The organism is Paractinoplanes ovalisporus, from assembly GCF_016834655.1.
Classification (GTDB): domain Bacteria; phylum Actinomycetota; class Actinomycetes; order Mycobacteriales; family Micromonosporaceae; genus Actinoplanes; species Actinoplanes ovalisporus.
Window position 1 is genome coordinate 187,826 of the sequence record NZ_JAENHP010000012.1, and the last position, 22,310, is coordinate 210,135.

At 71.0% G+C, this 22,310-nt stretch carries 23 protein-coding genes and 1 pseudogene; 11 read left to right on the forward strand and 13 right to left on the reverse strand.

Annotated elements, in window-relative coordinates:
• Positions 1 to 49: 49 nt before the first annotated feature.
• Complete coding sequence (gene arc / locus JIG36_RS30760) at positions 50 to 1,831, reverse strand: proteasome ATPase (RefSeq protein ID WP_203379877.1); 1,782 nt, start codon at positions 1,829 to 1,831, stop codon at positions 50 to 52.
• A 175-nt stretch (positions 1,832 to 2,006) separates the two neighbouring features.
• Here arc and JIG36_RS30765 point away from each other — a divergent pair, with 175 nt between their 5' ends.
• The gene (locus JIG36_RS30765; protein ID WP_236048492.1) at positions 2,007 to 2,300 is read left to right on the forward strand and encodes a ferredoxin; all 294 of its coding nucleotides are present in this window, start codon (positions 2,007 to 2,009) and stop codon (positions 2,298 to 2,300) included.
• Positions 2,301 to 2,432: 132 nt separating this feature from the next.
• On the opposite strand, the gene JIG36_RS30770 is transcribed toward JIG36_RS30765, so the two are convergent.
• From JIG36_RS30770 to JIG36_RS30780, 3 genes are all read right to left on the reverse strand, one after another.
• Positions 2,433 to 3,023, reverse strand: coding sequence for a hypothetical protein (locus tag JIG36_RS30770; protein WP_203379879.1), 591 nt, complete (start codon positions 3,021 to 3,023; stop codon positions 2,433 to 2,435).
• A gap of 94 nt (positions 3,024 to 3,117) precedes the next feature.
• Positions 3,118 to 4,077 (reverse strand): tRNA (adenine-N1)-methyltransferase, encoded by a 960-nt coding sequence (locus tag JIG36_RS30775; RefSeq protein WP_438870772.1) that lies wholly within the window; start codon positions 4,075 to 4,077, stop codon positions 3,118 to 3,120.
• On the reverse strand, positions 4,077 to 5,192 hold the full coding sequence (locus JIG36_RS30780) for a site-2 protease family protein (protein ID WP_203379998.1): 1,116 nt from the start codon (positions 5,190 to 5,192) through the stop codon (positions 4,077 to 4,079). Before JIG36_RS30780 ends, JIG36_RS30775 begins: the two co-directional genes overlap by 1 nt.
• A gap of 143 nt (positions 5,193 to 5,335) precedes the next feature.
• On the opposite strand from JIG36_RS30780, the pseudogene JIG36_RS52415 reads away from it, so the two are divergent.
• Both JIG36_RS52415 and JIG36_RS30785 read left to right on the forward strand, forming a co-directional pair.
• A pseudogene (locus tag JIG36_RS52415) lies at positions 5,336 to 5,548 on the forward strand (PD-(D/E)XK nuclease family protein); the annotation flags it as partial.
• A gap of 138 nt (positions 5,549 to 5,686) precedes the next feature.
• On the forward strand, positions 5,687 to 6,547 hold the full coding sequence (locus tag JIG36_RS30785) for a RecB family exonuclease (protein ID WP_236048538.1): 861 nt from the start codon (positions 5,687 to 5,689) through the stop codon (positions 6,545 to 6,547).
• Positions 6,548 to 7,018: 471 nt separating this feature from the next.
• Here the strand turns inward: JIG36_RS30785 and arsM are convergent, their stop codons facing one another.
• Entirely contained in the window at positions 7,019 to 7,831 is an 813-nt protein-coding gene (gene arsM, locus JIG36_RS30790; protein ID WP_203379881.1) for an arsenite methyltransferase, read from the reverse strand.
• 79 nt (positions 7,832 to 7,910) lie between these two features.
• On the opposite strand from arsM, the gene JIG36_RS30795 reads away from it, so the two are divergent.
• Together JIG36_RS30795 and JIG36_RS30800 are read left to right on the forward strand one after the other, a co-directional pair.
• Entirely contained in the window at positions 7,911 to 8,282 is a 372-nt protein-coding gene (locus JIG36_RS30795) for an ArsR/SmtB family transcription factor (RefSeq protein WP_438870773.1), read from the forward strand.
• 415 nt (positions 8,283 to 8,697) lie between these two features.
• On the forward strand, positions 8,698 to 9,384 hold the full coding sequence (locus tag JIG36_RS30800) for a LuxR C-terminal-related transcriptional regulator (protein WP_203379882.1): 687 nt from the start codon (positions 8,698 to 8,700) through the stop codon (positions 9,382 to 9,384).
• Between the two features lie 299 nt (positions 9,385 to 9,683).
• Here JIG36_RS30800 and JIG36_RS30805 read toward each other — a convergent pair whose 3' ends face one another.
• The 3 genes from JIG36_RS30805 to JIG36_RS30815 form a co-directional block, all read right to left on the reverse strand.
• Entirely contained in the window at positions 9,684 to 9,827 is a 144-nt protein-coding gene (locus JIG36_RS30805; RefSeq protein ID WP_203379883.1) for a hypothetical protein, read from the reverse strand.
• Complete coding sequence (locus tag JIG36_RS30810) at positions 9,827 to 10,627, reverse strand: DUF4097 family beta strand repeat-containing protein (protein ID WP_203379884.1); 801 nt, start codon at positions 10,625 to 10,627, stop codon at positions 9,827 to 9,829. The genes JIG36_RS30805 and JIG36_RS30810 overlap by 1 nt, the downstream gene beginning before the upstream one ends.
• A 96-nt stretch (positions 10,628 to 10,723) precedes the next feature.
• Positions 10,724 to 11,227 (reverse strand): hypothetical protein, encoded by a 504-nt coding sequence (locus JIG36_RS30815; protein WP_203379885.1) that lies wholly within the window; start codon positions 11,225 to 11,227, stop codon positions 10,724 to 10,726.
• A gap of 230 nt (positions 11,228 to 11,457) precedes the next feature.
• Here JIG36_RS30815 and JIG36_RS30820 point away from each other — a divergent pair, with 230 nt between their 5' ends.
• Together JIG36_RS30820 and JIG36_RS30825 are read left to right on the forward strand one after the other, a co-directional pair.
• Positions 11,458 to 12,210 carry an ABC transporter ATP-binding protein gene (locus JIG36_RS30820; RefSeq protein ID WP_203379886.1) on the forward strand — a complete coding sequence of 251 codons (753 nt, stop codon included), beginning with the start codon at positions 11,458 to 11,460 and terminating at the stop codon, positions 12,208 to 12,210.
• Positions 12,210 to 14,738 carry an ABC transporter permease gene (locus JIG36_RS30825; RefSeq protein WP_203379887.1) on the forward strand — a complete coding sequence of 843 codons (2,529 nt, stop codon included), beginning with the start codon at positions 12,210 to 12,212 and terminating at the stop codon, positions 14,736 to 14,738. The genes JIG36_RS30820 and JIG36_RS30825 overlap by 1 nt, the downstream gene beginning before the upstream one ends.
• 226 nt (positions 14,739 to 14,964) lie before the next feature.
• Here JIG36_RS30825 and JIG36_RS30830 read toward each other — a convergent pair whose 3' ends face one another.
• Positions 14,965 to 15,630 (reverse strand): HAD family hydrolase, encoded by a 666-nt coding sequence (locus JIG36_RS30830; RefSeq protein ID WP_307872974.1) that lies wholly within the window; start codon positions 15,628 to 15,630, stop codon positions 14,965 to 14,967.
• Positions 15,631 to 15,825: 195 nt separating this feature from the next.
• On the opposite strand from JIG36_RS30830, the gene JIG36_RS30835 reads away from it, so the two are divergent.
• Both JIG36_RS30835 and JIG36_RS30840 read left to right on the forward strand, forming a co-directional pair.
• The gene (locus JIG36_RS30835) at positions 15,826 to 16,566 is read left to right on the forward strand and encodes a YqjF family protein (RefSeq protein ID WP_203380001.1); all 741 of its coding nucleotides are present in this window, start codon (positions 15,826 to 15,828) and stop codon (positions 16,564 to 16,566) included.
• Positions 16,567 to 16,816: 250 nt separating this feature from the next.
• Positions 16,817 to 17,236, forward strand: coding sequence for a BLUF domain-containing protein (locus tag JIG36_RS30840; RefSeq protein ID WP_203379888.1), 420 nt, complete (start codon positions 16,817 to 16,819; stop codon positions 17,234 to 17,236).
• A 44-nt stretch (positions 17,237 to 17,280) separates the two neighbouring features.
• On the opposite strand, the gene JIG36_RS30845 is transcribed toward JIG36_RS30840, so the two are convergent.
• Together JIG36_RS30845 and JIG36_RS30850 are read right to left on the reverse strand one after the other, a co-directional pair.
• Entirely contained in the window at positions 17,281 to 18,051 is a 771-nt protein-coding gene (locus tag JIG36_RS30845) for a class I SAM-dependent methyltransferase (RefSeq protein ID WP_203379889.1), read from the reverse strand.
• Positions 18,052 to 18,067: 16 nt separating this feature from the next.
• On the reverse strand, positions 18,068 to 19,039 hold the full coding sequence (locus JIG36_RS30850; protein WP_203379890.1) for an alcohol dehydrogenase catalytic domain-containing protein: 972 nt from the start codon (positions 19,037 to 19,039) through the stop codon (positions 18,068 to 18,070).
• Between the two features lie 63 nt (positions 19,040 to 19,102).
• Between JIG36_RS30850 and JIG36_RS30855 the strand changes: the two genes are divergently transcribed.
• Positions 19,103 to 19,555, forward strand: coding sequence for a MarR family winged helix-turn-helix transcriptional regulator (locus JIG36_RS30855; protein ID WP_203379891.1), 453 nt, complete (start codon positions 19,103 to 19,105; stop codon positions 19,553 to 19,555).
• 49 nt (positions 19,556 to 19,604) lie between these two features.
• Entirely contained in the window at positions 19,605 to 19,874 is a 270-nt protein-coding gene (locus tag JIG36_RS30860) for a YggT family protein (RefSeq protein WP_203379892.1), read from the forward strand.
• On the opposite strand, the gene JIG36_RS30865 is transcribed toward JIG36_RS30860, so the two are convergent.
• Both JIG36_RS30865 and JIG36_RS30870 read right to left on the reverse strand, forming a co-directional pair.
• Positions 19,871 to 20,605: a hypothetical protein gene (locus JIG36_RS30865; RefSeq protein ID WP_203379893.1), complete on the reverse strand. Its 735-nt coding sequence runs from the start codon at positions 20,603 to 20,605 to the stop codon at positions 19,871 to 19,873. The genes JIG36_RS30860 and JIG36_RS30865 overlap by 4 nt on opposite strands.
• A gap of 9 nt (positions 20,606 to 20,614) precedes the next feature.
• The gene (locus JIG36_RS30870) at positions 20,615 to 22,291 is read right to left on the reverse strand and encodes an SDR family oxidoreductase (RefSeq protein WP_203379894.1); all 1,677 of its coding nucleotides are present in this window, start codon (positions 22,289 to 22,291) and stop codon (positions 20,615 to 20,617) included.
• Positions 22,292 to 22,310 lie beyond the last annotated feature (19 nt).

A 22,310-nucleotide genomic window follows, 5' to 3' on the forward strand; every position in this document is an offset into this window, starting at 1 on the left:
GCAACGAAAAGCGCGGGCCGGGGAAACCCGGCCCGCGCTTTCGCAGAACTTACAGGTACTGACCGGTGTTGCTGGCCGTCTCGATCGAGCGGCCAGCCTCGGCGCCCTTGCCGCCGGAGACGAGCGTGCGGATGTAGACGATCCGCTCGCCCTTCTTGCCGGAGATGCGGGCCCAGTCGTCGGGGTTGGTCGTGTTGGGCAGGTCTTCGTTCTCGCGGAACTCGTCGACGCAGCTGTCGAGCAGGTGCTGCAGGCGCAGCCCCTTCTTGCCGGAGGTGAGGAACTCCTTGATGGCCATCTTCTTGCCGCGGTCCACGATGTTCTGGATCATGGCGCCGGAGTTGAAGTCCTTGAAGTAGAGGACTTCCTTGTCACCGTTGGCGTAGGTGACCTCGAGGAAGCGGTTCTCCTCGCTCTCCGTGTACATCCGCATGACCACGGCGTCGATCATGGCGGCCACCGTGACGGCGGCGTCGTTGCCGTGCTCGGCCAGGTCGTCCGCGCTGAGCGGCAGGCCCTGGAGGATGTATTTGCCGAAGATGTCCTTGGCGGCCTCGGCGTCGGGACGCTCGATCTTGATCTTCACGTCGAGCCGGCCGGGGCGCAGGATGGCCGGGTCGATCATGTCCTCACGGTTCGAGGCGCCGATCACGATCACGTTTTCCAGGCCCTCGACGCCGTCGATCTCGCTGAGGAGCTGGGGAACGATCGTGTTCTCGACGTCGCTGGAGACACCCGAGCCACGGGTCCGGAAGATCGAGTCCATCTCGTCGAAGAACACGATCACCGGGGTGCCCTCGCCGGCCTTCTCGCGAGCCCGCTGGAAGACCAGGCGGATGTGCCGCTCGGTCTCACCCACGTACTTGTTGAGCAGCTCCGGGCCCTTGATGTTGAGGAAGTAGCTGGTGTGCTTCTCCTCGCCACGGCGCTCGGCGATCTTCTTCGCCAGCGAGTTGGCGACCGCCTTGGCGATCAGGGTCTTGCCACAGCCGGGCGGGCCGTAGAGCAGGATGCCCTTCGGCGGGCGCAGCTGGTGCTCCCGGAACAGGTCGGCGTGCAGGAACGGCAGCTCCACGGCGTCGCGGATCTGCTCGATCTGCGAGTGCAGACCGCCGATGTCGGTGTAGTCGACGTCGGGGACCTCCTCGAGGACGAGCTCTTCGACCTCGCTCTTGGGGATCCGCTCGTAGGCGTACGCCGATCGGGGCTCGATCATCAGCGAGTCGCCGGCACGCAGCTTCTCGATGTCGAGCGAGTCCGCGAGGGAGACGATGCGCTCCTCGTCGGCGTGCGACACCACCAGGGCGCGGTCGCCACGCTTGCCGTCGGGGCCCGCGAGGACCTCCTTGAGCGTGACCACCTCACCGGTGCGCTCGAACCCGAACGCGTCGACCACGTTCAGGGCGTCGTTGAGCAGCACCTCCTGCCCGCGTTGCAGCTCCTCCACCTCGAGGGACGGAGAGACCGCCACGCGGAGCTTGCGGCCGCCGGTGAACACATCCACCGTGCCGTCCTCGTGGGCCTGCAGGAAAACGCCGTAGCCGCTGGGCGGCTGGGCGAGCCGGTCAATCTCTTCCTTGAGAGTGACGATCTGGGCCCGGGCTTCCTTCAGGGTCGCCACGAGCCGGTCGTTGTTCTCGGTCAGTCGGGCCAGCTGCGCCTGCGTTGCCGCGAGCCGTTCCTCGAGCTGCCGGACGTGTCGTGGGCTTTCGGTCAACTTCCGCCGAACAAGGGCGAGTTCCTCTTGCAGGAACGCAACCTGGCTGGAGAGATCGTTGGCCTCTTTCTCCCAACGTGCGGCGCGTGAATCCGCCTCGTCGCTACGTGCCACGTCCCACCTCCCCGGGGGCTCGAACGTCTTGGGATAACACTAGCCGCTGCGGGCCGGATTTCGACCCATGCAACACCCTCGTCACCGAGTCTTGATCCATTCGGCCGGTGCCCGCAAGGTCTTTGTCGGCCGCGTCCGGTACCGTCGGCCGGGTTCTTTCCGCAGGAGGTTCGAGTTGTCCGCGCAGGCCCCCGAAGACGATCTGCAGGTCTGGGTCGATCAAGACCTTTGCACCGGCGACGGCCTCTGTGTGCAATACGCGCCCGAGGTGTTCGAGTTCGACATCGACGGGCTCGCCTACGTCAAGGATCCGGGCGGTGAGCTGCTGCAATCCCCCGGAGCGCGCACGGCGGTGCCGGGCCGGTTGGTCCTCGAGGTGATCGACTCGGCCAAGGAGTGCCCGGGCGACTGCATCCACGTCGTGCGCGGCTCCGACGGCGTCGAGGTGGCCGGGCCCGAGGCGGCCTGACAACCCTTGCGCCGTACGGGAAATCGCCTCTCCGCGGCCCCGGACGCGCCCCGGAAAAACGTCTGACGCGCGTCCAAAAACCCCGGAAAAAGTCACAAGCACGTAACCAATGTTTACAACGCGTGACGACCTCTAGAGTGTCGGACGGCCCACGAGGGAGGCCACGACACGCGAGAACTCCTCCAGGCGGGCGATTTGTCCGGGTCCGCCGTCGTCGAGGGTCTTGCCGAAGCGCAGCGCGTCGTGCCGGATGGTGGCGCGTGATTCACCTTCATCCATGCCGGGCGGCGGCACGGCGTCGTCGACCGAGCTCAGAAGCAGGTAGACGTCGATGCTGTCGACCCGGGCCTGACCGTTGGACGTGCGGGTCAGCCGGCGCCGGCACCCCACCTCGGTGACCGTGGAGAGCGGCACCACCCGCAGCGACGAGGTCATCGAACCGACCGGGCCGTCGCCGGGCGCCACATCCTCACCGTGCCACAGCACCAGGCGGCTGCCGTCACAGATGACGACCTCCTGCCAGACGCCGTTGACCTCGTTGACGAAGCGCTCCAGGGTGAAGCTGAGCACCGAGGCGCCGCGCAGCACGCCGAACAGCGCGTCGAGCGCCACCTCGGGGTCGCGCAGGTAGGCGCGGGCGGCCGAGTCGAGATCCTGATAGGGCGACCAGTCCGGGAACACCGCCGGCATCTCGCTGCTGCCGCCGAACGGCGGAGAACTCATCGCGCCCACCCGATCCCTCCCCGAGCCGTGCCACTGCCGAAATGGAAGCTACCCGACCGCCGCGCGCCGCGTCACATCCCCTCGCCAGGAGGCATCATTCGATCGGTGAGCGGTCGCCGGTGTCCTCTTCCGGGGTCTCCTCGGCGGCCAAGGCGGCCTGTGCGGCCCGTTTGAGCGCGTACGCCTCGGCGCCCTTGCTGGGCTTGCGCCGGCGCGGCGGCGCGGTGACGCCGGGCGCGAGCTTGCGGGCCGACACCAGGAACGCCGTATGCGCGATCATGCGGTGGTCGGGGCGTACGGCCAGGCCCTCGGCGTGCCAGTCGCGCACCAGCGACTCCCAGGCCCGGGGCTCGGTCCAGCCACCGCGCTCCCGCAGGGCCTCGACGAGCTCGGAGAGCTGCGGGGTGGTCGCCACGTAGCCGATGAACACCCCGCCCGGCACGAGCGCCTTCTCGACCATGTCGAGGGCCTCCCACGGGGTCAGCATGTCGAGGACGATCCGGTCGAAACCGGTCTCGGGGTTGCTCGCCACGTCACCCGGGTGCAGGTGCCAGGCCGGGTGCGGGCCGCCGAAGAACGACTCGACATTTTTGCGCGCGATCGCGGCGAAGTCGTCCCGCAACTCGTACGAGTGAAGCTCTCCGCTCGTGCCCACCGCCCGCAGCAGCGAGCAGGTGAGCGCGCCCGAGCCGACCCCGGCTTCGAGGACCTTGGCGCCCGGGAAGATGTCACCCATGGCGACGATCTGCGCGGCGTCCTTCGGATAGATCACCTGGGCGCCGCGCGGCATCGAAAGCACGAAGTCGCTGAGCAGCGGCCGCAGCGCCAGATAGGCGGTGCTGCCGGTGGAGGTGACGACGCTGCCGTCGGGCAGGCCGATCAGGGCGTCGTGCTCGATCGCGCCGCGGTGGGTGTGGAACGACTTGCCCGGTTCGAGCACGATCGTGTGCATCCGCCCCTTGGGGTCGGTGAGCTGGACGCGATCACCCGCCCGGAACGGCCCGCGGTGCGCGGGCTGCGATTCGTCGACGACGGGGGCAGGCGAAATGGTCACTACTTCTCTTTCTGCTTCGCTTCTGGTCGGGCGCCGGGCCGGCGCGGTTCGAGCACCCGCGCGACGTCACCGACGCGCAGCACTCCCACCACATCCTCGCCCGAGGTGACCACGTACTGTGCGGCCGGGTGGGCCTGCAGCGCGCGCACCACCTGCTCGCCGCTGAGCCCGAGGGGCAGGGCGGGCACCGCGTCACGCGAGCGCGACACGCTGTCGACGGCCACCCACGGACGCCGGTCGACCGGAACGCGCTCGGCGGCGACCGGGTCGACCAGTGCGGTGAGATTACCGGCCGAGTCCGACACGGCGAGCACCACGCCCGGGCGCGGGTCTTCCGAGCGGCGGCGCTGGGCCTCCCCCAGCGGGGTGCCGGCCGGCACGGTGAGCAGCGGGCGGGCCAGCTGGTTGAGGTCGACCAGCGGGAAGCGGCGGGTCATCCGGGCCAGCCGGATCGACTGTCCCGCGCCCTGCCACAGCGTGAACACGACGAGCAGGATGAACAGCAGGCCGAGCAGGGTGAGGGTGCCCAGGCGGTAGAACCAGAACGCGGTCATGCCGGTGCCGAACGCGATCAGCCGGCCCGCCCAGCCGGCCAGTTCGGTGGCGCGGTTGCGGTCCTTGAAGATCGCCCACAGCCCCGCGCGCAGGGCCCGGCCGCCGTCGAGCGGCAGCCCCGGCAACACGTTGAAGATCGCCACGAGGATGTTGCTGGCGGCCAGCTGGAACGCGATCTGACCGGCCATCGTGCGGTCGGGGAGCGCGATGAAGGCGGCCGTGGCCAGACCGCCCAGCACCAGGCTGACCAGCGGACCGGCCAGGCTGACGAGCGCGTCGACCCGTGGGGTGGGCGCGTCACGGTCCATCTCGGTCCAGCCGCCGAGCAGTTCCAGGGTGATGCCGTGTACACCGATCTTGAAACGGCGCGCGGTCAGGGCGTGGCCCAGCTCGTGCAGCAGCACCGAGCCGAGCAGGCAGACCACAAAACCGAAGCCCACGACGTACGCGAGGAGGCCCGGCAGGTCGAGCTGACCACGCACGTAGTTGCCGTAGACGACCGTGACCAGCGCGGCCAGCACCACCATGGACCCGTTGACGAAGATCGGAATGCCCAGCACACGCCCGACCGGCCGCGCGGCACGCCTCGTCCGCGGCCGCTGCCGTGCCCCGTTGCTGCTCGTCGTGCCGTCATCCACGGCGTCGATGCTACGGAAGCGACCTGAGAGCGGTTTTGTCATACCTCTGCCCTAGCCTTCTTCCCATGACGGCCTCCCCCGCTGAAGTCCAGGCGCCCCACTCCGGGCCCTCCCTGTCACCGTCGCGGGCGGCCGACTTCAAAACGTGCCCGTTGCTGTTCCGCTTCCGCACCATCGACCGTCTTCCCGAGCAGCCGACGGCCGACCAGGTGCGGGGGACTCTGGTGCACGCCGTGCTGGAGTCGTTGTTCGACCTGCCCGCCGCCGAGCGGACGCCCGAGGCTGCGGCCGCTCTGGTCGCCCCTTCGTGGCAGCGGTTGCTGGCCGAGGAGCCGGCCCTGGCCGAGATCTTCGCGGCCGCCACCGCCCCTTCCGCAGCGGCGCAGTCGAGCCTTCTAGATCTCTCGCCGATCGTTCTGCAACCCGCCGCTCCCGCCGCGGCCGTCGACCCCGCCGCGTCCGTTGACCCCGCTGGGTCTGTTGACCCCATCGCGTTTGCCGCGTCCGCCGCTCCCGCCACGTCAGTTGACCCCGCTGCGTCTGCCGCGTCTGTTGACCCCGCTGCGTCTGCCGCGTCTGTTGACCCCGCTGCGCCTGTTGATCCCATCGTGTCCGCCGCTCCCGCCGCGTCCGTTGATCCCGCCGTGGCGGCGGCCGAGGCTGACGCGACGGGCGGCCTGGCCCACTCCTCCGCCGACGAGCAGACGCGGCTGGCCGCCTTCCTGGCGAGCGCCCAGGCGCTGCTGCCCGGCTATTTCGCGGTCGAAGACCCGCGCCGCCTCGAGCCCGCCGAGCGCGAGACCCTGATCTCCACCCTGGTCGACGACGAGTTGCTGATCCGGGGCTACATCGACCGTCTCGACGTCGCCCCGAGCGGCGACATGCGCGTGGTCGACTACAAGACCGGCGGCGCCCCGCGCGAGGCGTTCGAGGGCCGGGCGCTGTTCCAGCTGAAGTTCTACGCCCTGGTGCTGTGGCGCACCCGCGGGGTGGTCCCCCGGGTGCTGCGCCTGCTCTACCTGAAAGACGCCGAGGTCTGCGACTACAGCCCCGACGCCGAAGAGCTGGAACGCTTCGAGCGCACGCTGGTCGCCCTGTCCGAGGCCATCGAGCGGGCCAAGCGCGACCAGAACTTCATGCCCAAGCCGAGCCGCCTCTGCGGGTGGTGCAGCCATCAGGCCCTGTGCCCGGCCAAGGGTGGCACCCCGCCGCCCTATCCCACCGCCGCCGACGTGCCTCTCCAGGTCGGCCCCGCCGACGACGACCGCTTGGCCTAGCCACCCGCCCGGCACGGGGTTCCGCCGGCTCGTGTCGTGGCGGGCCCGCCCAGGTTGTGCCGGCCGGCTCACGTCGTTGCGGGCCGGTTCGCGTCGTTGCGGGCCGGCTCACGTCGCCGCGGGCCGGTTCGCGTCGTTGCGGGCGGTTCGCGTAGTTGCGGACTGGCTCACGCCGCTGCGGACCGGCTCACGTCGCCGCGGACTGGCTCACGCCGCTGCGGCGGACTGGCTCACGTCGTTGCGGGCCGGTTCGCGTTGTTGCGGGCCGGCTCACGTCGCCGCGGACTGGCTCACGCCGCTGCGGGCCGCATCCGGCTCGTCCAGCAACGCCCGCGCCAGCGTTCGCGTTGTTGCGGGCCGGTTCGCGTCGTTGCGGACTGGCTCAGGTCTTCTCGGGCCGCCACACCTGGCGACTCCCGGCACGCCGGACCCGGGCCGGGCCCGCCGGCGGCAACTGCCCGCGTGGCCCGGTCAGGGGCGGCGGGCACGGACGATCGCGGCGTGCATGCTCTCGGCGTAGGCGTCGGTGAACTCGACGCTGACCTCGGTGAAGCCCGCCGCCGTGAGGCCGTCGATGTACTCCGTCCGCGACAAGGCGCCGGCGATGCAGGAGGACCAGTCACCCACGACGCCGCGCTGCTCGGGGGTCAGGTGGTCCTCGGCGACTACGTCGGAGATCCCGATCCGGCCGCCGGGCCGCAGAACGCGGTGCATCTCGGCGAACACCGACGGCTTGTCGGCGGACAGGTTGATCACGCAGTTGGAGATGACCACGTCGACCGAGGCGTCCGGCAATGGGATGTCCTCGATGTGGCCCTGGTGGAACTCGACGTTGGTGGCGCCGGCGTCGGCGGCGTTGCGGCGGGCCAGCTCCAGCATCTCGTCGGTCATGTCCAGGCCGTGCGCGCGGCCGGTGGGCCCGACCCGGCGCGCCGACAGCAGGACGTCGATGCCGCCGCCCGAGCCCAGGTCGAGGACGGTCTCGCCGGGGTTGAGGTCGGCCACCCGCAGCGGGTTTCCGCAGCCGAGGCTGGCCCGTAGCGCCGCCTCGGGCAGTTCACCCCGCTCGTCGTCGCCGTAGAGCTCGTCGCTGCCGCACCGGGCACCCTCGGCGGCGCGGGTGGCGGCGTCGGCGTAGCGGGCGCGGACCTGCTCACGGATCGCCACGCCCTCCCCCTCGGCGGTCGTCGCGGTGCCGCAGCATCCGGTGCCAGGCTCGGCGGCGTCGCTCGGGGAACAGCAGGACTGAGGCTGGGCGTCGGCGGTGATCATCGGCTCGGTCATCGGAGTCTCCTCACGGTTTCGATGGCTGTCGAATCCGCCTCAGCTTGCCCCTGGTTTCGACGGATGTCAAACTCGACGGGTGTCGAAACCACTACCCGGCCCGGCCGAGCCCGGTTGCTGCGCGCCGATGGTCACCGAGCCGCTCACCGAGTCCGGCGCCGCGGCCCTGTCGCAGGGCTTCAAAGCGCTCAGCGATCCGGTCCGGCTGCGACTGCTGTCGTTGATCGCCGCCCGCGCCGGTGACGAGGTGTGCGTGTGCGAGCTGACCGACACGTTCACCCAGTCCGGTCCGACCATCTCGCACCACCTGAAGGTGCTGCGCGACGCCGGCCTGGTCAGCAGCGAGCGGCGCGGCAGCTGGGTCTACTACCGGATCGTGCCGGCCGCACTCGGCACGCTGTCGCAGGTGCTCGACCCGTCAACGCTGGCCGCCCGCGCCGCCGGACAGTGACCCGCGGCGAGCGCAACCACGAACGGCGAACGCGGACACGAGCGACGAGCGCAGGCACGAACGGCGAACGCGGACACGAGCGACGAGCGCAGGCACGAACGGCGAACGCGGACACGAGCGACGAGCGGCGGACGCGGACACGAGCGACGAGCGGCGGACGCGGACACGAGCGACGAGCGGCGGACGCGGACACGAGCGACGAGCGCCGGCACGAACGGTGAGCGCGGGCACGAGCGACGGGGGCGAGCATCAGCGGCGAACGCAAGCGCGAGCAGCGAGGGAGGGCACGAGCAGCGAGGGAGGGCACGAGCGGCGGTCGCGTGCGGCGAGGGCGAGCGCGCGTGGGGAAGGGCGAGCTGGCAGAGGGCTGAGCCGAGCTGCGCCGTGGCGGGTGGTGACCTCTAGGGTGTCGGCCATGCACACACGCCCGCTCCGGGTGCTGCTGGCGGATGCCGCCCCCATGCAGCGTTCGGGTCTTCGCTCGATCCTCACGTCCGCCGACGGCGGCGGGGCGGCCGAGATCGTCGTGGCGGGCGAGACCGGGGACGGCGGCGAAACGGTCGACCTGGCCCGGCGGCTGCTGCCCGATGTGCTGATCACCGACGTCGCGCTGCCCCGCGTGGACGGGCTGGGTGTCGCGCGCGCCGTGTCGGCCGGCGGTCTTGCCGTACGCGTCCTGATCCTCAGCGACCGCGGCACCGACGAGGATGCGCTGGCCGCCATCGCTGCCGGCGCGGCCGGGTTCCTGCTCAAGAACGCGCCGGCCGAAGAGCTCGTCGCCGCCGTTCGAGCCGTTGCGGCGGGCGGGGCCGTCATCGCTCCCCCGGTGCTGGCCCGCATTCTGGTCAGAGTGGCCGAGGCATTGCCGGCCCCCGAGACGACCAGCTCCGGCAAGCTCGACACCCTGACCGAACGCGAACGTGAGGTCCTCGTGCACGTGGCGCGCGGCCACTCCAACGCCGAGATCGCCGCCGCGCTCCAGGTCAGCGAGACGACGATCAAGACCCACGTCGGCCACGTGCTGACCAAACTCCGCCTGCGCGACCGCACCCAGGCCGTCGTGCTCGCCTACGAAACGGGCCTGGTCAAACCGGGCGCCTGACCCACGGCGCGAGGCAGGCACATCGACGGGCCGTACGAAGCGGACCCGACGCGAAGCCGCCCGGCACCGGCCGCACGAAAGAAGCCGATGCGCAGCCGCCGCACGAAGTAGACCCGACGCGCAGCCGGCCGGGGCCGACCGCACGCAAACATGACGCGCGGCCACTGGCTCCGGCCGTACGAAATAAAACGACGCGCAGCCGCCTCGCACCGGCCGCACAAAGCGGGTCCAACGCGCAGCCGGCCGCGAAAAGCCCGGCACCGGCCGCACGAAGCGGTCGCGGTGCCGGGCGGAACGGGTCAGTCCTCGCGGCGCGGGTTCGGGGTCGGGCCCCGGCTCACCGGCCACTCCGGCGGGGCGAAACGGCCGGCCCGCTTGCGACGGCTCCCGCTCAGACGACGACGGGCGTTGTTCTCGATGCCGAAACGGTTGTCGGGAAGCATCAGATGACCTCTCGCTCGGTGGCGCGGTGGATGTGGATGTCGCCGCTGGCCGTGGAGACCCGCAGCTCGAGGGAACCGCCGGTCGGGTCGCCCTCCTTCGGGGCGAGCTCACTGCTCGTACGACCGGAGGCGGTGTTGAGGTCGAGCCAGACGCCGGTGCCGGGGGCGATGCCGACCTGGACGTCACCCGACGCCGTACGGACCTCGCTGCGACCCGTGCTCAAGCGGCCCACGATGACGTCACCTGACGCCGTGGAGGCACGCACCGAGCCCCCGACGGCTCCGACCATCACGTCGCCGCTCGCTGACTTCACTTTGGCGTCACCCATGACGTCACCGACCCGTACGTCGCCGGACGCGGTTTCGAGTTTGGCCGAACCGCCGACCCGGCCGACGCTCAGATCGCCGCTGGACGAGTCCATCGACACGTTGCCGGTGGCCTCGCCGAGCTCGACGTCGGACGAGGCCAGGTCGAGTTTGACGTTCGACCAGACGCCGGCGGCGTGGATGTCGGCGGCGGCGCTCTTGCCGTGCAGGGTGCTGCCGACCGGCACGCGGGCCGTGATCGCCAGTTTCGGCGTACGGCGCCACAGCCGCCCCTCGTGCGGGACCTCGATGACCAGGGTGTCGCCTTCGAGCACGACCCGGGTCTTGTCGGCGGCCTCGCGCGAGCCGTCCCGGTCGTCCATGGGCTCGACCGTGACCTGCACGGAGTCGCGTTCCTCGGCGTGCAGGTCGACGACGCCGGAGTGCGTACGAAGGGTGATCGTGACGGGTGTGGGGTGGTCGAACTCGTACATGAGGGGTCTCCTGTTCGACGAAGTGGGCGGGAGAAGGGCATGCGGAAACGCTCGGCCCTCACCGAAGGGGAAGGTCAAGAGGCGGAGCGGAACGGGTCAGGCCTGGAAGAAGCCGGTGACCCGCTTCGGGCTGCGACCGCTGGGAAACGACGACGGCGGCGCGGGCGGCACGTTGATGGCCAGGGTCACCGCGCGGACCAGCCACGCGTTGACCGAGATGCCTTCGGCGGCCGCGGTCTGCTCGACGTGGGTCTTGAGCGACTCCGGCATCCGAAGGGTGAGGCGGGTCAGGTCGCCACCGTCGGGCGGCGGCGGGGTGGGCGCCACGGGCGGCGCCGGGGGCACCGGCGGCTCGGGAGCGTGCTGCGTCACCACCAGGTCGGCTTCCCGCCCCCGCAGCCGCACCTCGACGCTCGCGTCGGACAACCGGGTGGTGATCTCGGCGGTCGCGTCGGAGAGGGCCTCGAGCAGCGCGAGCCGGGCCGACGATTCGAGCGAGTGCCCGAGCAGTTCGGCCGCCCGAATGGTGTCGGGCCCGGCCGGCGCCGCCGCGGCCGCGAGGTCGGCCCGGAGCGTTTCGAGGTACGGCGTCAAATCCATGCCACCACTATGACGTCATCGATGACGTCAGTCAAGCGTCATTTCGCCGTCACCCTGACATCTCAGGGTGGACCCTGAGAGTCCCCTGGGTGTTCCCCGGACCGGAATCTCCGCGTGCGGCTACGCCCGCAGGCTGACGTCTCGATGCTGTCACGACGAAACACTGACCCCACGAACAACGCGCACGGGCCGGCCGACGGGGGCGGCCCGCACGGATCAGGGGGCTATTGATGATCGGGACGAGGGCGCAGGAGCCGGTCGCGGCGCGCGCCGACGACGTCTGGAAGGTGTACGGCTCCGAGGAGGCGCGCGTGGTCGCCCTTCGCGGGGTGAGCGCGAGCTTCGCGCGCGGCAAGTTCACGGCCATCATGGGGCCGTCCGGAAGCGGCAAGTCGACGCTCATGCACTGCCTGGCCGGTCTCGACACGGTCACCCGCGGCACCGTGCACATCGGCGGCACCCAGGTCACCGGTCTGAGCGACAAGGCACTGACCCGGCTGCGCCGCGACCGGGTCGGCTTCATCTTCCAGCAGTTCAACCTGCTGCCCACGCTGACCGCGGCCGAGAACATCCGGCTGCCGCTCGACATCGCCGGGCGCAAGCCCGACCCGCAGTGGTGGGACACGGTGGTCGGCACGGTCGGCCTCGGTGACCGGCTCAACCACCGGCCCAGCCAGCTCTCCGGCGGCCAGCAGCAGCGGGTGGCGTGCGCGCGGGCGCTGATGAGCCGCCCCGACGTCATCTTCGCCGACGAGCCGACCGGCAACCTCGACTCCAAGGCCGGCGCCGAGATCCTGTCGTTCCTGCGCAGCAGCGTGATGGAGCACGGGCAGACGATCGTCATGGTCACCCACGACCCGGTCGCGGCCAGCTACACCGACCGGGTCGTGTTCCTGGCCGACGGAGCGATCGTCTCCGAGCTCGAGAACCCGACCCCCGAGTCGGTGCTCGAGACGATGAAGGCCGGGGAGGTGCTGGTCTGATGCTGCGCGCGACGCTGAAGAGCCTGCTCAGCCGCAAGCTGCGCCTGGTGCTCTCGGGCTTGGCGGTCGTGCTCGGCGTCATGTTCGTCTCGGGCGCGTTCGTCACGACCGACACGCTGGGCCGCACGTTCGACAACCTGTTCGCCGAGGGTTATTCGCAGGTCGACGTGGCCGTCATGGCCAAGCCGAAGGTCGCCGTGTCCGAGATGGAGGGCGAGCAGATCCTCACTCCGCTGCCGGCCTCGCTGGTCGACCGGGTCGCCAAGGTCCCGGGCGTCGAGAAGGCGACCGGTGTGATCTCCGACGACGGCGCCCGGGTGATCGGCTCGGACGGCAAGGTCGTCACCAGCTACGGCCCGCCGCGCATCGGCATGAACTGGGTCGGCACCGACGACCTGATGGAGATGCGCCAGGGCCGCGGCCCGGCCAAGGACAACGAGATCGCCGTCAACGAGGCGGTCGCCAAGGCGGCCGGCATCCAGGTCGGCGACCGGGTGGGTGTGCTCACCCAGCTCCCCAGGCAGACGTTCACGCTGGTCGGCGTCTGGGGCTACACCAACGAGCGGGACAGCATCGGCGGCGTGCAGGAGGTCGCGTTCACCACGCCCCAGGCCCAGCGCTCGATGCTCGGCCAGCCCGGCATGTTCACCCAGATCACCGTCGGCGTCGACCAGGATCAAGACCCTTCCCACGTACGGGACCAGATCGCGGCCCAGCTCGGGACGGGTTACGACGTCAAGACCGGCAAGCAGCTCGCCGCCGACAGCTCGGCCCAGTTCAAGGACGCCCTCGGGTTCTTCAACAACATCCTGCTCGGCTTCGCGGGTGTGGCCCTGTTCGTGGGGACGTTCCTGATCCTCAACACGTTCTCGATCATCGTCGCGCAGCGGACCCGGGAGCTGGCGCTGATGCGCGCGCTCGGTGGCAGCCGCCGTCAGATGATCGGTTCGGTGCTGGTCGAGGCGCTGGTCATCGGCTTCATCGCGGCCGTGCTCGGCCTGGCCGCCGGCGTCGGGGTCGGCGCGCTGCTGGTGACCCTGTTCGGCTCGATGAGCGGCGGTCTCGACCCGGCCCCGGTCGGTGTCCCGCTGGCCGCGATCCTCAGTTCACTGATCGTCGGCATCGTCGTGACCGTGGTGGCCGCGGTGCTCCCGGCCGTACGGGCGTCCCGGATCTCCCCGATCGCCGCCATGCAGGACGTGTCCACTCCCGACCGCCCGCTCACCCGCGTGACCGTGACCGGTGCCGTGATCGGGGCGGCGGGCGCGGCCATGCTCGGTGTCGGCCTCTACGGCACCAACTCGCTGTGGCTGATCCTGGGCGGCGTGCTGGTCACGTTCATCGGGGTCGCGCTGCTCACGCCGCTGATCTCCAAGCCGGTGGTGGCCGGGCTGGGCCGCCTGTTCTCGTGGTCGGTGCCGGGTCGCCTGGGCCGCCTCAACTCGGGGCGTAACCCGCGCCGCACGGCGATCACGGCGGCTGCCCTGATGGTCGGCATCGCCCTGGTCACCGGGGTCACGGTGGTGATCGACTCGGCCAAGCAGAGCCTGGCCGCGCAGGCCGAGAACACGGTCAAGGCCGAGATCGTCATCGGTGGCGACCAGAACGGCCCCCGCCCACCGGTCTTCGACGAGGCGGTTCTCGGCAAGGCGGCCGCGATTCCCGGCGTACGGGCCGTGGCCGGCATCTGGAACGAGCAGGTGCTGATCGACGGTGAACGCTCCTACGTGACGGCCACCGACGACCTGGCGAAACTGGCCGACGCGTACGGATCGCCGGCGCTGCCGACCCTGAAGCCCGACCAGATCGCCGTCAGCACCGACCAGGCCACCGAGCACGGCTGGGCGACCGGCCGCGTGGTGAAGGTGCAGATGCCGCGCGGCGACGAGCACAGCTACACGATCGTGGCCACCTACGACGAGGACAAGGTCCCCGGCAGCATCATGTTGCCGCTGGCCGCGACGAAGGAGTTCGGGCTGACCCAGCCGATCTTCGGTTTCGTCCGGCTCGCCGACGGCGCCACCATCGACCAGGTGCTGCCGCAGGTCAAGGCCCTGGTGGCGGACAGCCCCGAGGTCAACGCGACCGACCGCAGCAGCTTCATCAACCAGCAGGTCGGCAACTTCGACACCGTCATCACGATGGTGCAGGTGCTGCTCGGCCTGGCCATCCTCATCGCCGTGCTGGGCGTCATCAACACCCTGGCCCTGTCGGTGCTGGAGCGGACCCGTGAACTGGGCCTGCTGCGCGCCGTCGGCCTGGGCCGCGCCCAGACGATGCGGATGGTCACCGTCGAGGCCGTGGTGATCTCGGTCTTCGGCGCCCTGCTGGGTGTCGTGGTCGGCTCCGGCCTGGGCGCCGCGGTGGTGCAGGCCCTGGAGGGCGAGGGCATCACCGACCTGGTGCTGCCGTGGGGTCAGATGGGCCTCTACCTCGGCCTGGCCGCCATCGTCGGCGTGCTGGCGGCGGTGCTGCCCTCGATCAAGGCCGCGCGCCTGAACGTGCTGGCCGCCATCGCCCACGACTGACGGCCCGCACACACGGCCTGACCCGCGAAACCGTCGCGGGTCAGGCCGCTGCCGTCAGCTCAGGCCGCGCGGACCGGCTCAGGCCGCTGCCGTCATCTCCAGCCGCGCGAACGCGTCAGGCCGCTGCCATCGGCTCAAGCCGCGCGGCAACCCGCGAACGGGCCGGGCTGGCGCCGCCATCTACAGGCCGGGCCGGCGCCGCCGTCAACGGGCCGGGCCGGCGCCGTCAGCTGTTGTCGGGTTGGAGCAATCCGCGATCGACGAGCAGGCCGGCCAGATAGGCGGGGTCGACGCCGACCAGCGAGGTGCGCAGGTGGATCCCGTCTGTCGCGGGCAGTTCCAGTTCGGCCGGCACCGCCAGGACGGTGGCGCCCGAGGCGAGCGCGCTCGACACCCCGGTCGGCGAGTCTTCGATGGCGACGCAGTCCTCGACCGCGACACCGAGCAGCGTCGCCGCCGTGCGGTAGGGCTCGGGGTCGGGCTTGGGCATCGACACCTCGTCACCGCAGACGATCACGTCGAAGTTCTCGCGGCCCAGCGTCTCGAGCGCGACCTCGACCAGCTTGCGGCCGGTCGAGGTGACCAGCGCGGTCGGCAGGCCGGCGATGCGGACCGCTTGCAGCAGCTCCATCGCCCCCGGCCGCCACACCAGACCCTCGCCGAACAGCTCGAACACCCGGTCGGTCAGCCACTCGACGTCAGGTTCCTCGGGCCGGTCGGGCTGGCCGAGGTCGTCACGCAGGATCTGCATGCTGCGGCCCATGCTGCTGCCGATCATGGCGTGGCGGGCGGCCGGTGACAGGCTGCCACCCGCCCGTGCGGCCAGCTCGTGCAGGGCGATCTCCCACACCTTCTCGCTGTCGACCAGCGTGCCGTCCATGTCGAAGAGCACCGCGGCGGGTTGTCGCGCGTTCAGGATGAGCCTCCGTGTTCGTGATGAGCGTCGGCCCCCATTCTCCCCCGTGAGACCGGTTCCGCATGGGCGTTACCTCCATCACTGTCCGCGGGTGGACGGGCGGGCGTAGGTTCGGCCGCGTGCGCCGCCCCGCGCATCACCCGTCACGCGACTGAGGAGTGAGGTCGACCGCTGGACATCGAAGACGTCACTCTCCGCACACCCCGCCCGGTGCGGCGGTCCCTGCTGGTGCAGCGCTGGACCGACCTGGCCTTCCTGCACTGGCCGGTCGACCCCGCCCTGGTCGCGCCGCTGCTGCCGACCGGCACGGTCCCCGACACGCTCGACGGCGTGACCTATGTGGGCCTGATCGGCTTCCGCATGCAGAACGTCGGTTTCCTGCGCGGACCCGGCGTGCCCTACCTGGGCGACTTCTGCGAGACGAACGTCCGCCTCTACAGCGTCGACGCCGAGGGCCGGCGCGGCGTGGTCTTCCTCTCCCTCGAGGCCGAGCGGCTGATCCCGGTGCTGACCGCCCGGGCGTCGCTGCGCCTGCCCTACATGTGGGCCCGGATGCGTCTGACCCGCTCGGGCGACGTCCTGTCCTACACGTCGCGCCGCCGCTGGCCCGGCCCGCGCCCGGCCACCAACGAGATGACCGTCCGTGTCGGCGCCCCCATCACGGATCCGTCCCCGCTGGAACAGTTCGTCACTGCCCGGTGGGGCCTGCACACCACGGCCTGGGGCCGCACGGTCCACCTGGCCAACGAGCATCCCCCGTGGCCCCTGCGGCGGGCCGAGCTGCTGTCCCTTTCGGACACGCTGATCGCGGCGGCCGGCCTCCCCCAGCCCACGACCCCGCCGGTGAGCGTCCTCTATTCACCGGGTGTGCCCGTCTCCTTCGGCAAAACCCTTCCCTCGTACGGAATGTGAGGCGCGGTCCGGGGCGAGCGGTTCATCAACGACCACCGCGGCAGCTCCCCCGGATTGCTGTGCCGCCCATCCGTCCCTGACCGGCCCGGCCCGCGCCGCCGGTAGCCCCGAACCCGACCCGGCCCGCGCCGTCGATGGCCCCGAACCCGACCCGGCACGCGCCGCCGGTAGCCCCGAACCTGACCCGGCCCGCGCCGTCGATGGCCCGGAACCCGGCCCGGCCGGTGGAAAACCGGCCTAGCCTGGGGAAATGAGCACCACCCAGCTGATCTACCGGAGCCGGAAGAACAGCCTGCCGCCCAACGGGATCTTCGACATCCGCGACCAGGCCCGCCGCAACAACACGTTGCGTGGCATCACCGGCGTCCTGCTGTTCAACCGGGACCATTTCCTGCAGTGTCTCGAGGGTGATCCCGAGGTAGTCACCCGGACATTCCAGACAATCAGCGACGACCCCCGGCACCGCGAGGTCGCCCTGATCGCCGTCGGCGACGTGTCCGAGCGCTGTTTCCCCGACTGGTCGATGGGCCTGGTCGACAGCACCTCACCCGACCTGAAAGCCGCGCTGCGCGATCTGCTGCCGGGTTACGAGTTCACCCCCGAGACCCTGACCGCCGAGACGGCCACCACCCTGATGCAGCGGATGCGCAGCCTGCACTACGCCTACTGAGACGGTGCTGCGGAGCGGCCCCCACCCCGGTTATGAAACGGGCGTCAGCCGCGGCGGGCCAGGGCGACGTCGGTGCACACCCGGAACTCGATCGTGCCGCCGAAGCGGTGGAGCACGTCGATCGTCTCGGTCAGCACCACGTCGGCCGTGAGCGGGTCGAGCATGCGGTAGAGCGAGGTCGACAGCAGGTAATCCCGGTAGCTGGGCGCGTCGTAGGTCAGCGCCGACTCGTACCGCCGGGTCTCGAGCTCGGTGAAGCGGCCGTCGCTCAGGTTCAGGTCGGCCCACTCCTCCTCGAACGACCCCAGCGGCCCCTGATCGGCGGCGTTCATGCGGTGGGAGGTGCGGCCGGTCAGGTCATGGCGGGCGTCCACCTCGGCCAGCGCCGCGTGCAGGGCCGGGTCGGCGACCAGGAAGACGTTCCAGAACGGCGCGAACAGCCCGCCCGGCGCGAGGGCTCCGAAGGCCAGATCGGCGCGGCGGGCCGGGTCGACCCAGTGCCAGGCCTGACCGCTGACCAGCAGCCCGTACGCGCGAACGGGTCTCCACTCCTCGAAGGTGGAGACGACCACGTCGGCCGCGGGCACGTTGCGTCGCAGAACCTCGGCCATCCGCGCGTCGGGTTCGACACAGGTGAGCTCGACCCCGGGCCGCGCGAACAGCCGGGTCGCCTTGCCGGTGCCCGCGCCCACCTCGAGCACCGGCCCGGCCCCGGCCCGGCTCAGCAGCTCGTCGGCCAGCGCTTCCGGATAGCCCGGCCGCACCCGGTCGTAGTGGTCCGCGACTTCCCCGAAAACCGTTCCCCGCTTCCGCACCCGGCCACCGTAGCGGTTACCTGACCACCACGACGCCCTTGCCACTGATCCGGTTCAGCTCGATGTCGCGGTGAGCGTCCCGGATGCGGTCGAACGGATAGACCGACACCGGCCCCAGGGACAACGTGCCGGCGGCGACCCGGTTGAGAAAACCCTGCAGCACAGCCGGCGGCAGGGCGTCGGCGTCACCGCTGTACGAGGTCAGCCGTACCCCGCTGGGCAGGTAGCCGATCGGGTAGAAGTCGGGGACGGTCCACTGGTTGGACAGCATCCCGGCGAAGCACACCGTGCCGTGCACCCGCGTCGCGGCCAGCGTGTCCGGCAGCGTCGGGGTGCCGACCAGTTCGAGCGCGGCGTCCACCCCGTCGCCGGTGATCTCACGGACCCGGCCGGCCACCGCCCCGTCGTCCAGGATCGGATGGTCGACACCGTGGGCGGCCAGTTCGGCGAGCCGGCCCGGTTGGCGCGTGGTCGCCAGCACCGTCGCCCCGAGATCTCTGGCCAGCGCCGCAGTGGCGTAGCCGAGAGCCGAGGTCCCGCCCCGGATCAGCAGCGTCTGCCCGGCACGCAGGTCGAGGCCGATCGTCACCGACCCGTACGCGGTCTGCAGGGTCTCGGGAATGCTGCCCAGCGTCGCCCAGGACAGCCCGGACCGGAACGGGATCACCTGCCCGCGGGGCACCACCGTGTATTCGGCGTAACCGCCGTCGAAGGCGCGACCCATGCCACCCATCAGCGCCGCGACCTGCTGCCCGGGTTCGAGGTCGCCATCCGGGGCCGCGTCGACCACACCCACCGCCTCGATGCCCGGCACCACGGGCAGCTTCGCCCCTTCGGCGTAGCCCAGGCGCAGGTGCAGTTCGGAGCGGTTGATGCCGAACGCCTCGACCCGGATGCGCACCTGGCCGGGCCCCACATCAGGCAGCGGCAGCTCACGGATCTCGAGGTTTTCGACGGGGCCGGGTGCGGAAAGAACGATGGCTCTCATACCCGGCCCAACAACATTCCATGGAATCTAATTCCGCGGAATCTTTTTGCTAGGGTGACCGGCATGACAGCCGACGACCGGCGGATCCGCTGGCTGACCGACCTCGTCCGGGTCGAGATCCTGCTCTGGGAGCACGTGGACGCCCGCCTCAAGCAGGCGCACGACCTGTCGCTGGCGGCCTTCGAGACGTTGTTCGCGCTCGAGGGCTCCGACACGCTGCGGATCGGCGACCTCGCCCAGAGTTTGCGCATCACCGTCGGCGGGGCCAGCAAGCTTGCCGAGCGGGTGCGCGCGGCCGGGCTGATCGAGCGCCGGCCCGACCCGGGTGACCGGCGGGCCAGCCTGATCGCGCTGACCGCGGCCGGGCGGGAACGGCTGACCGCGGCCAAGGCCACCTATGACGCGGCGGTGGCCGAGCGCCTGGAGGGGGTGCTCTCGGAGGTCGAGCAGCGGCAGATGCACCAGCTGATCTCCCGGATTCTCAGCACAGAAGTCTTACAGCAAGCCCACAGCTGACCGACGCACAGTAGAGGAGTCAACCCACCCGGTTACCTGGAGGTATTACGTGGTCCTCGCCCTCGTGGACTTTCTGCTCCTGCTGGTGCAGCTGTTGCTGGTGGCGCGGGCCCTGCTCGACTGGAGCACGGTCCTGGCCGGCCCGGCGAGCGCCGGCGGTTTCCGCGCCCGGCTGATGTCCGGCGTCTACACGGTGACCGAGCCCATCCTGGCCCCCGTACGCCGTGTCGTCCCGCCCCTGCGCCTCGGCGGCGCCGCCATCGACGTCGCCTTCCTCATCGTCTTCTTCGGCATCGTGATCATCCGAGCGATCATCTAACGGGCGTGGAGGACCCAGAGGTTCTCCTCCACATAGACGGCCCTGTCCTGGTCCACGTCGACGTGCACCAGGTTCAGGGCGTCCGGCACCACATAGTCGCGTGTCACCGGGAACACCATCCCCGTCCACTCCTGCCACTCGGCCACGGTCCCGGCGATCACCATCGACCGCGGGGCCGGGCCGAGGATCCGCGCACCCATCCGCTGGTGGGTGCGGATCCACGGATCGATCGACAGCCCGTCGGGACGGGCCCACGTCGCGTACTCGGCCATCGGCACGTCGGGGTACCGGTGCTTCCACGTGGGCCGCAGTGGCGCGATGACATGCGAGAGGCCTTCCCCGTACGCCCGTACGGAAAGCTCCCGGAGCACCTGGGTGGCCAGCCCCCGCCGGTCGAACGCGGCCCCGACCGCCGCCGCCATGAAGCTCAGCGCCGTCGGGACGGTCCCGGCTTCGTGCCCCTCGACCGCGCGCACTAGGGCGTCGTCGTAGCCGGTCGGCAGGTCGTCGACGGTGCCGTCCCAGGCCAGCGGCACACCCCACCCGCCGGCCATCACCTTCCCGTCGTCGTCCAGCGCCATCACGTCGAAGCGCCCGAAGTACCGCTCGACCCGGGCCATGTACTTCTTGGGCACCTCGTCGTGGAAGATGAACTCGGGCCAGCGTTCGCGGAACGTCTCGGCCGCTTCGGCGTCGAGGTCGGGCCGGTCGCCGCGGGTGATGATCTGCACCGGTGTTTTCTACACGTAGAGCCCGCCGGTCGCGCGGAGGTTCTGGCCGGTGATCCATCGGCCCTGGTCGGAGACGAGGAAAGCGACCACGGCGGCGACGTCGCCCGGTTGGCCCAGACGGCCGAGCGCGGTCATCCGGGCCGCCTGCTCCAGGGCCTCGGGCGCGTTGGCAGCGCGCAGCGTGGCGGTGTCGGTGGCGCCGGGCGAGACCGTGTTGACCGTGATGCCGCGCGGGCCCAGCTCGCGCGAGGCGACCGCCGTGATCTGCTCCAGCGCGCCCTTGCTGGAGCAGTAGAGGGCCAGCCCGGCCGCCGGCAGCAGCGTGTTCAGGGTGGAGATGGTGACGATCCGGCCGCCGTGGCGCAGCAGCGGTGTGGCGCGCTGGATGGCGAACAGCGGGACCTTGGTGTTGACGGTGAACACCCGGTCGAATTCCTCGGGCGTCAACTGGCTGATCGGCGCCGCCGTCACAGTGCCCACGTTGATCACCAGAATGTCCAGACCATCCCGTACGGGCTCGAACATCGCCCCCAGCGAGTCCAGGCTCTCCTGGTCGGCGCGCACCGCAGTGGTTCCGGGGCAGGCCCGCACCACGTCGTCGGCCGCCTCCTTGTCCTGCCGGTAGGTGAAGACGACCCGCGCGCCGAGCGTGGCCAGCTGCTCGACGACGGCCCGCCCGATCCCCTTCGACCCGCCGGTGACCAGCGCGGTCTTTCCCTCAAGCGTCATGCCGAGCACGCTAGGTCGCGGCGACCCGCCCGTCTTGGACGTTTGCGACCAAGATCGGCGGGGTGCCCGGGCCGACCCTGATCGGCGCGTGCCCGGGCCGACCCTGATCGGCGGCGCGCCCGGGCTGACCCTGATCGGCGGCGTGCCCGGAGCGACCATGATCGGCGGGGTGCTCAGGAAGGCGGCCAGCCCGGTGGGCGTGAGCCCGGCCATCGCGCGGGTCTCGCGGGCCAGGTGCGGGTGGTCGGCGTAACCGCTGTCGGCAGCGGCCTGCGACGGCCCGGCGCCCGCGCTGAGCCGGTCGACCACCCGCTGGAACCGGGCGATCCGGGCCACCGTCGCCGGGGACAGGCCCACGTGCCGGCGGAACCCGCGTTCCAGGGCCCGGCGCGACACCTGCATCCCGGCGGCGAGCTGCCCCACCGTGGGACGGTCGGGTTGCTGCAACCGCCGCCAGGCCGTGAGCACGGCCCGGTCGGGGACGGCGGTCCGGCGCCGGCCGGACAGAATCGCGGCCAGGGTCCTCTCGATCAGGTCGAACCGTTGCGGCCAGCCGGGTTCCGCACCCAGCCGCCCGGGCAGCTCGGACGCGGCGGGACCCAGCAGGTCGGCCAGGGCCACGGCGCCTCCGCCCAGTTCCGCCATCGGGACGCCGAGCAGCGCGGCCGTTCCGAGCGGAGTGAGCCCGACGCTGACGCCGTGCCCCCAGGTGGTCTCGCCACGGGCGGTGGCACTGTCGCGGGGGCCCAGGGCGAGACCGGACGGCGATCCGAAGTCGACGATCAGGGTGGTGGAGGCGAGCGGCAGCAGCAGATGCGCGATCGGCCGTCCGTGGCAGGAGCGGAAACCCGAATACCCGAGGACGTACGGCCTCAGCCCCGCACCCGCGGCCCGGACGGCCACCTCACACGGATCCGCCGAGATCACCGCCGGCACGGAGTGGATCTGCGCCCCCATGGCTCCCAGACTCACCCGT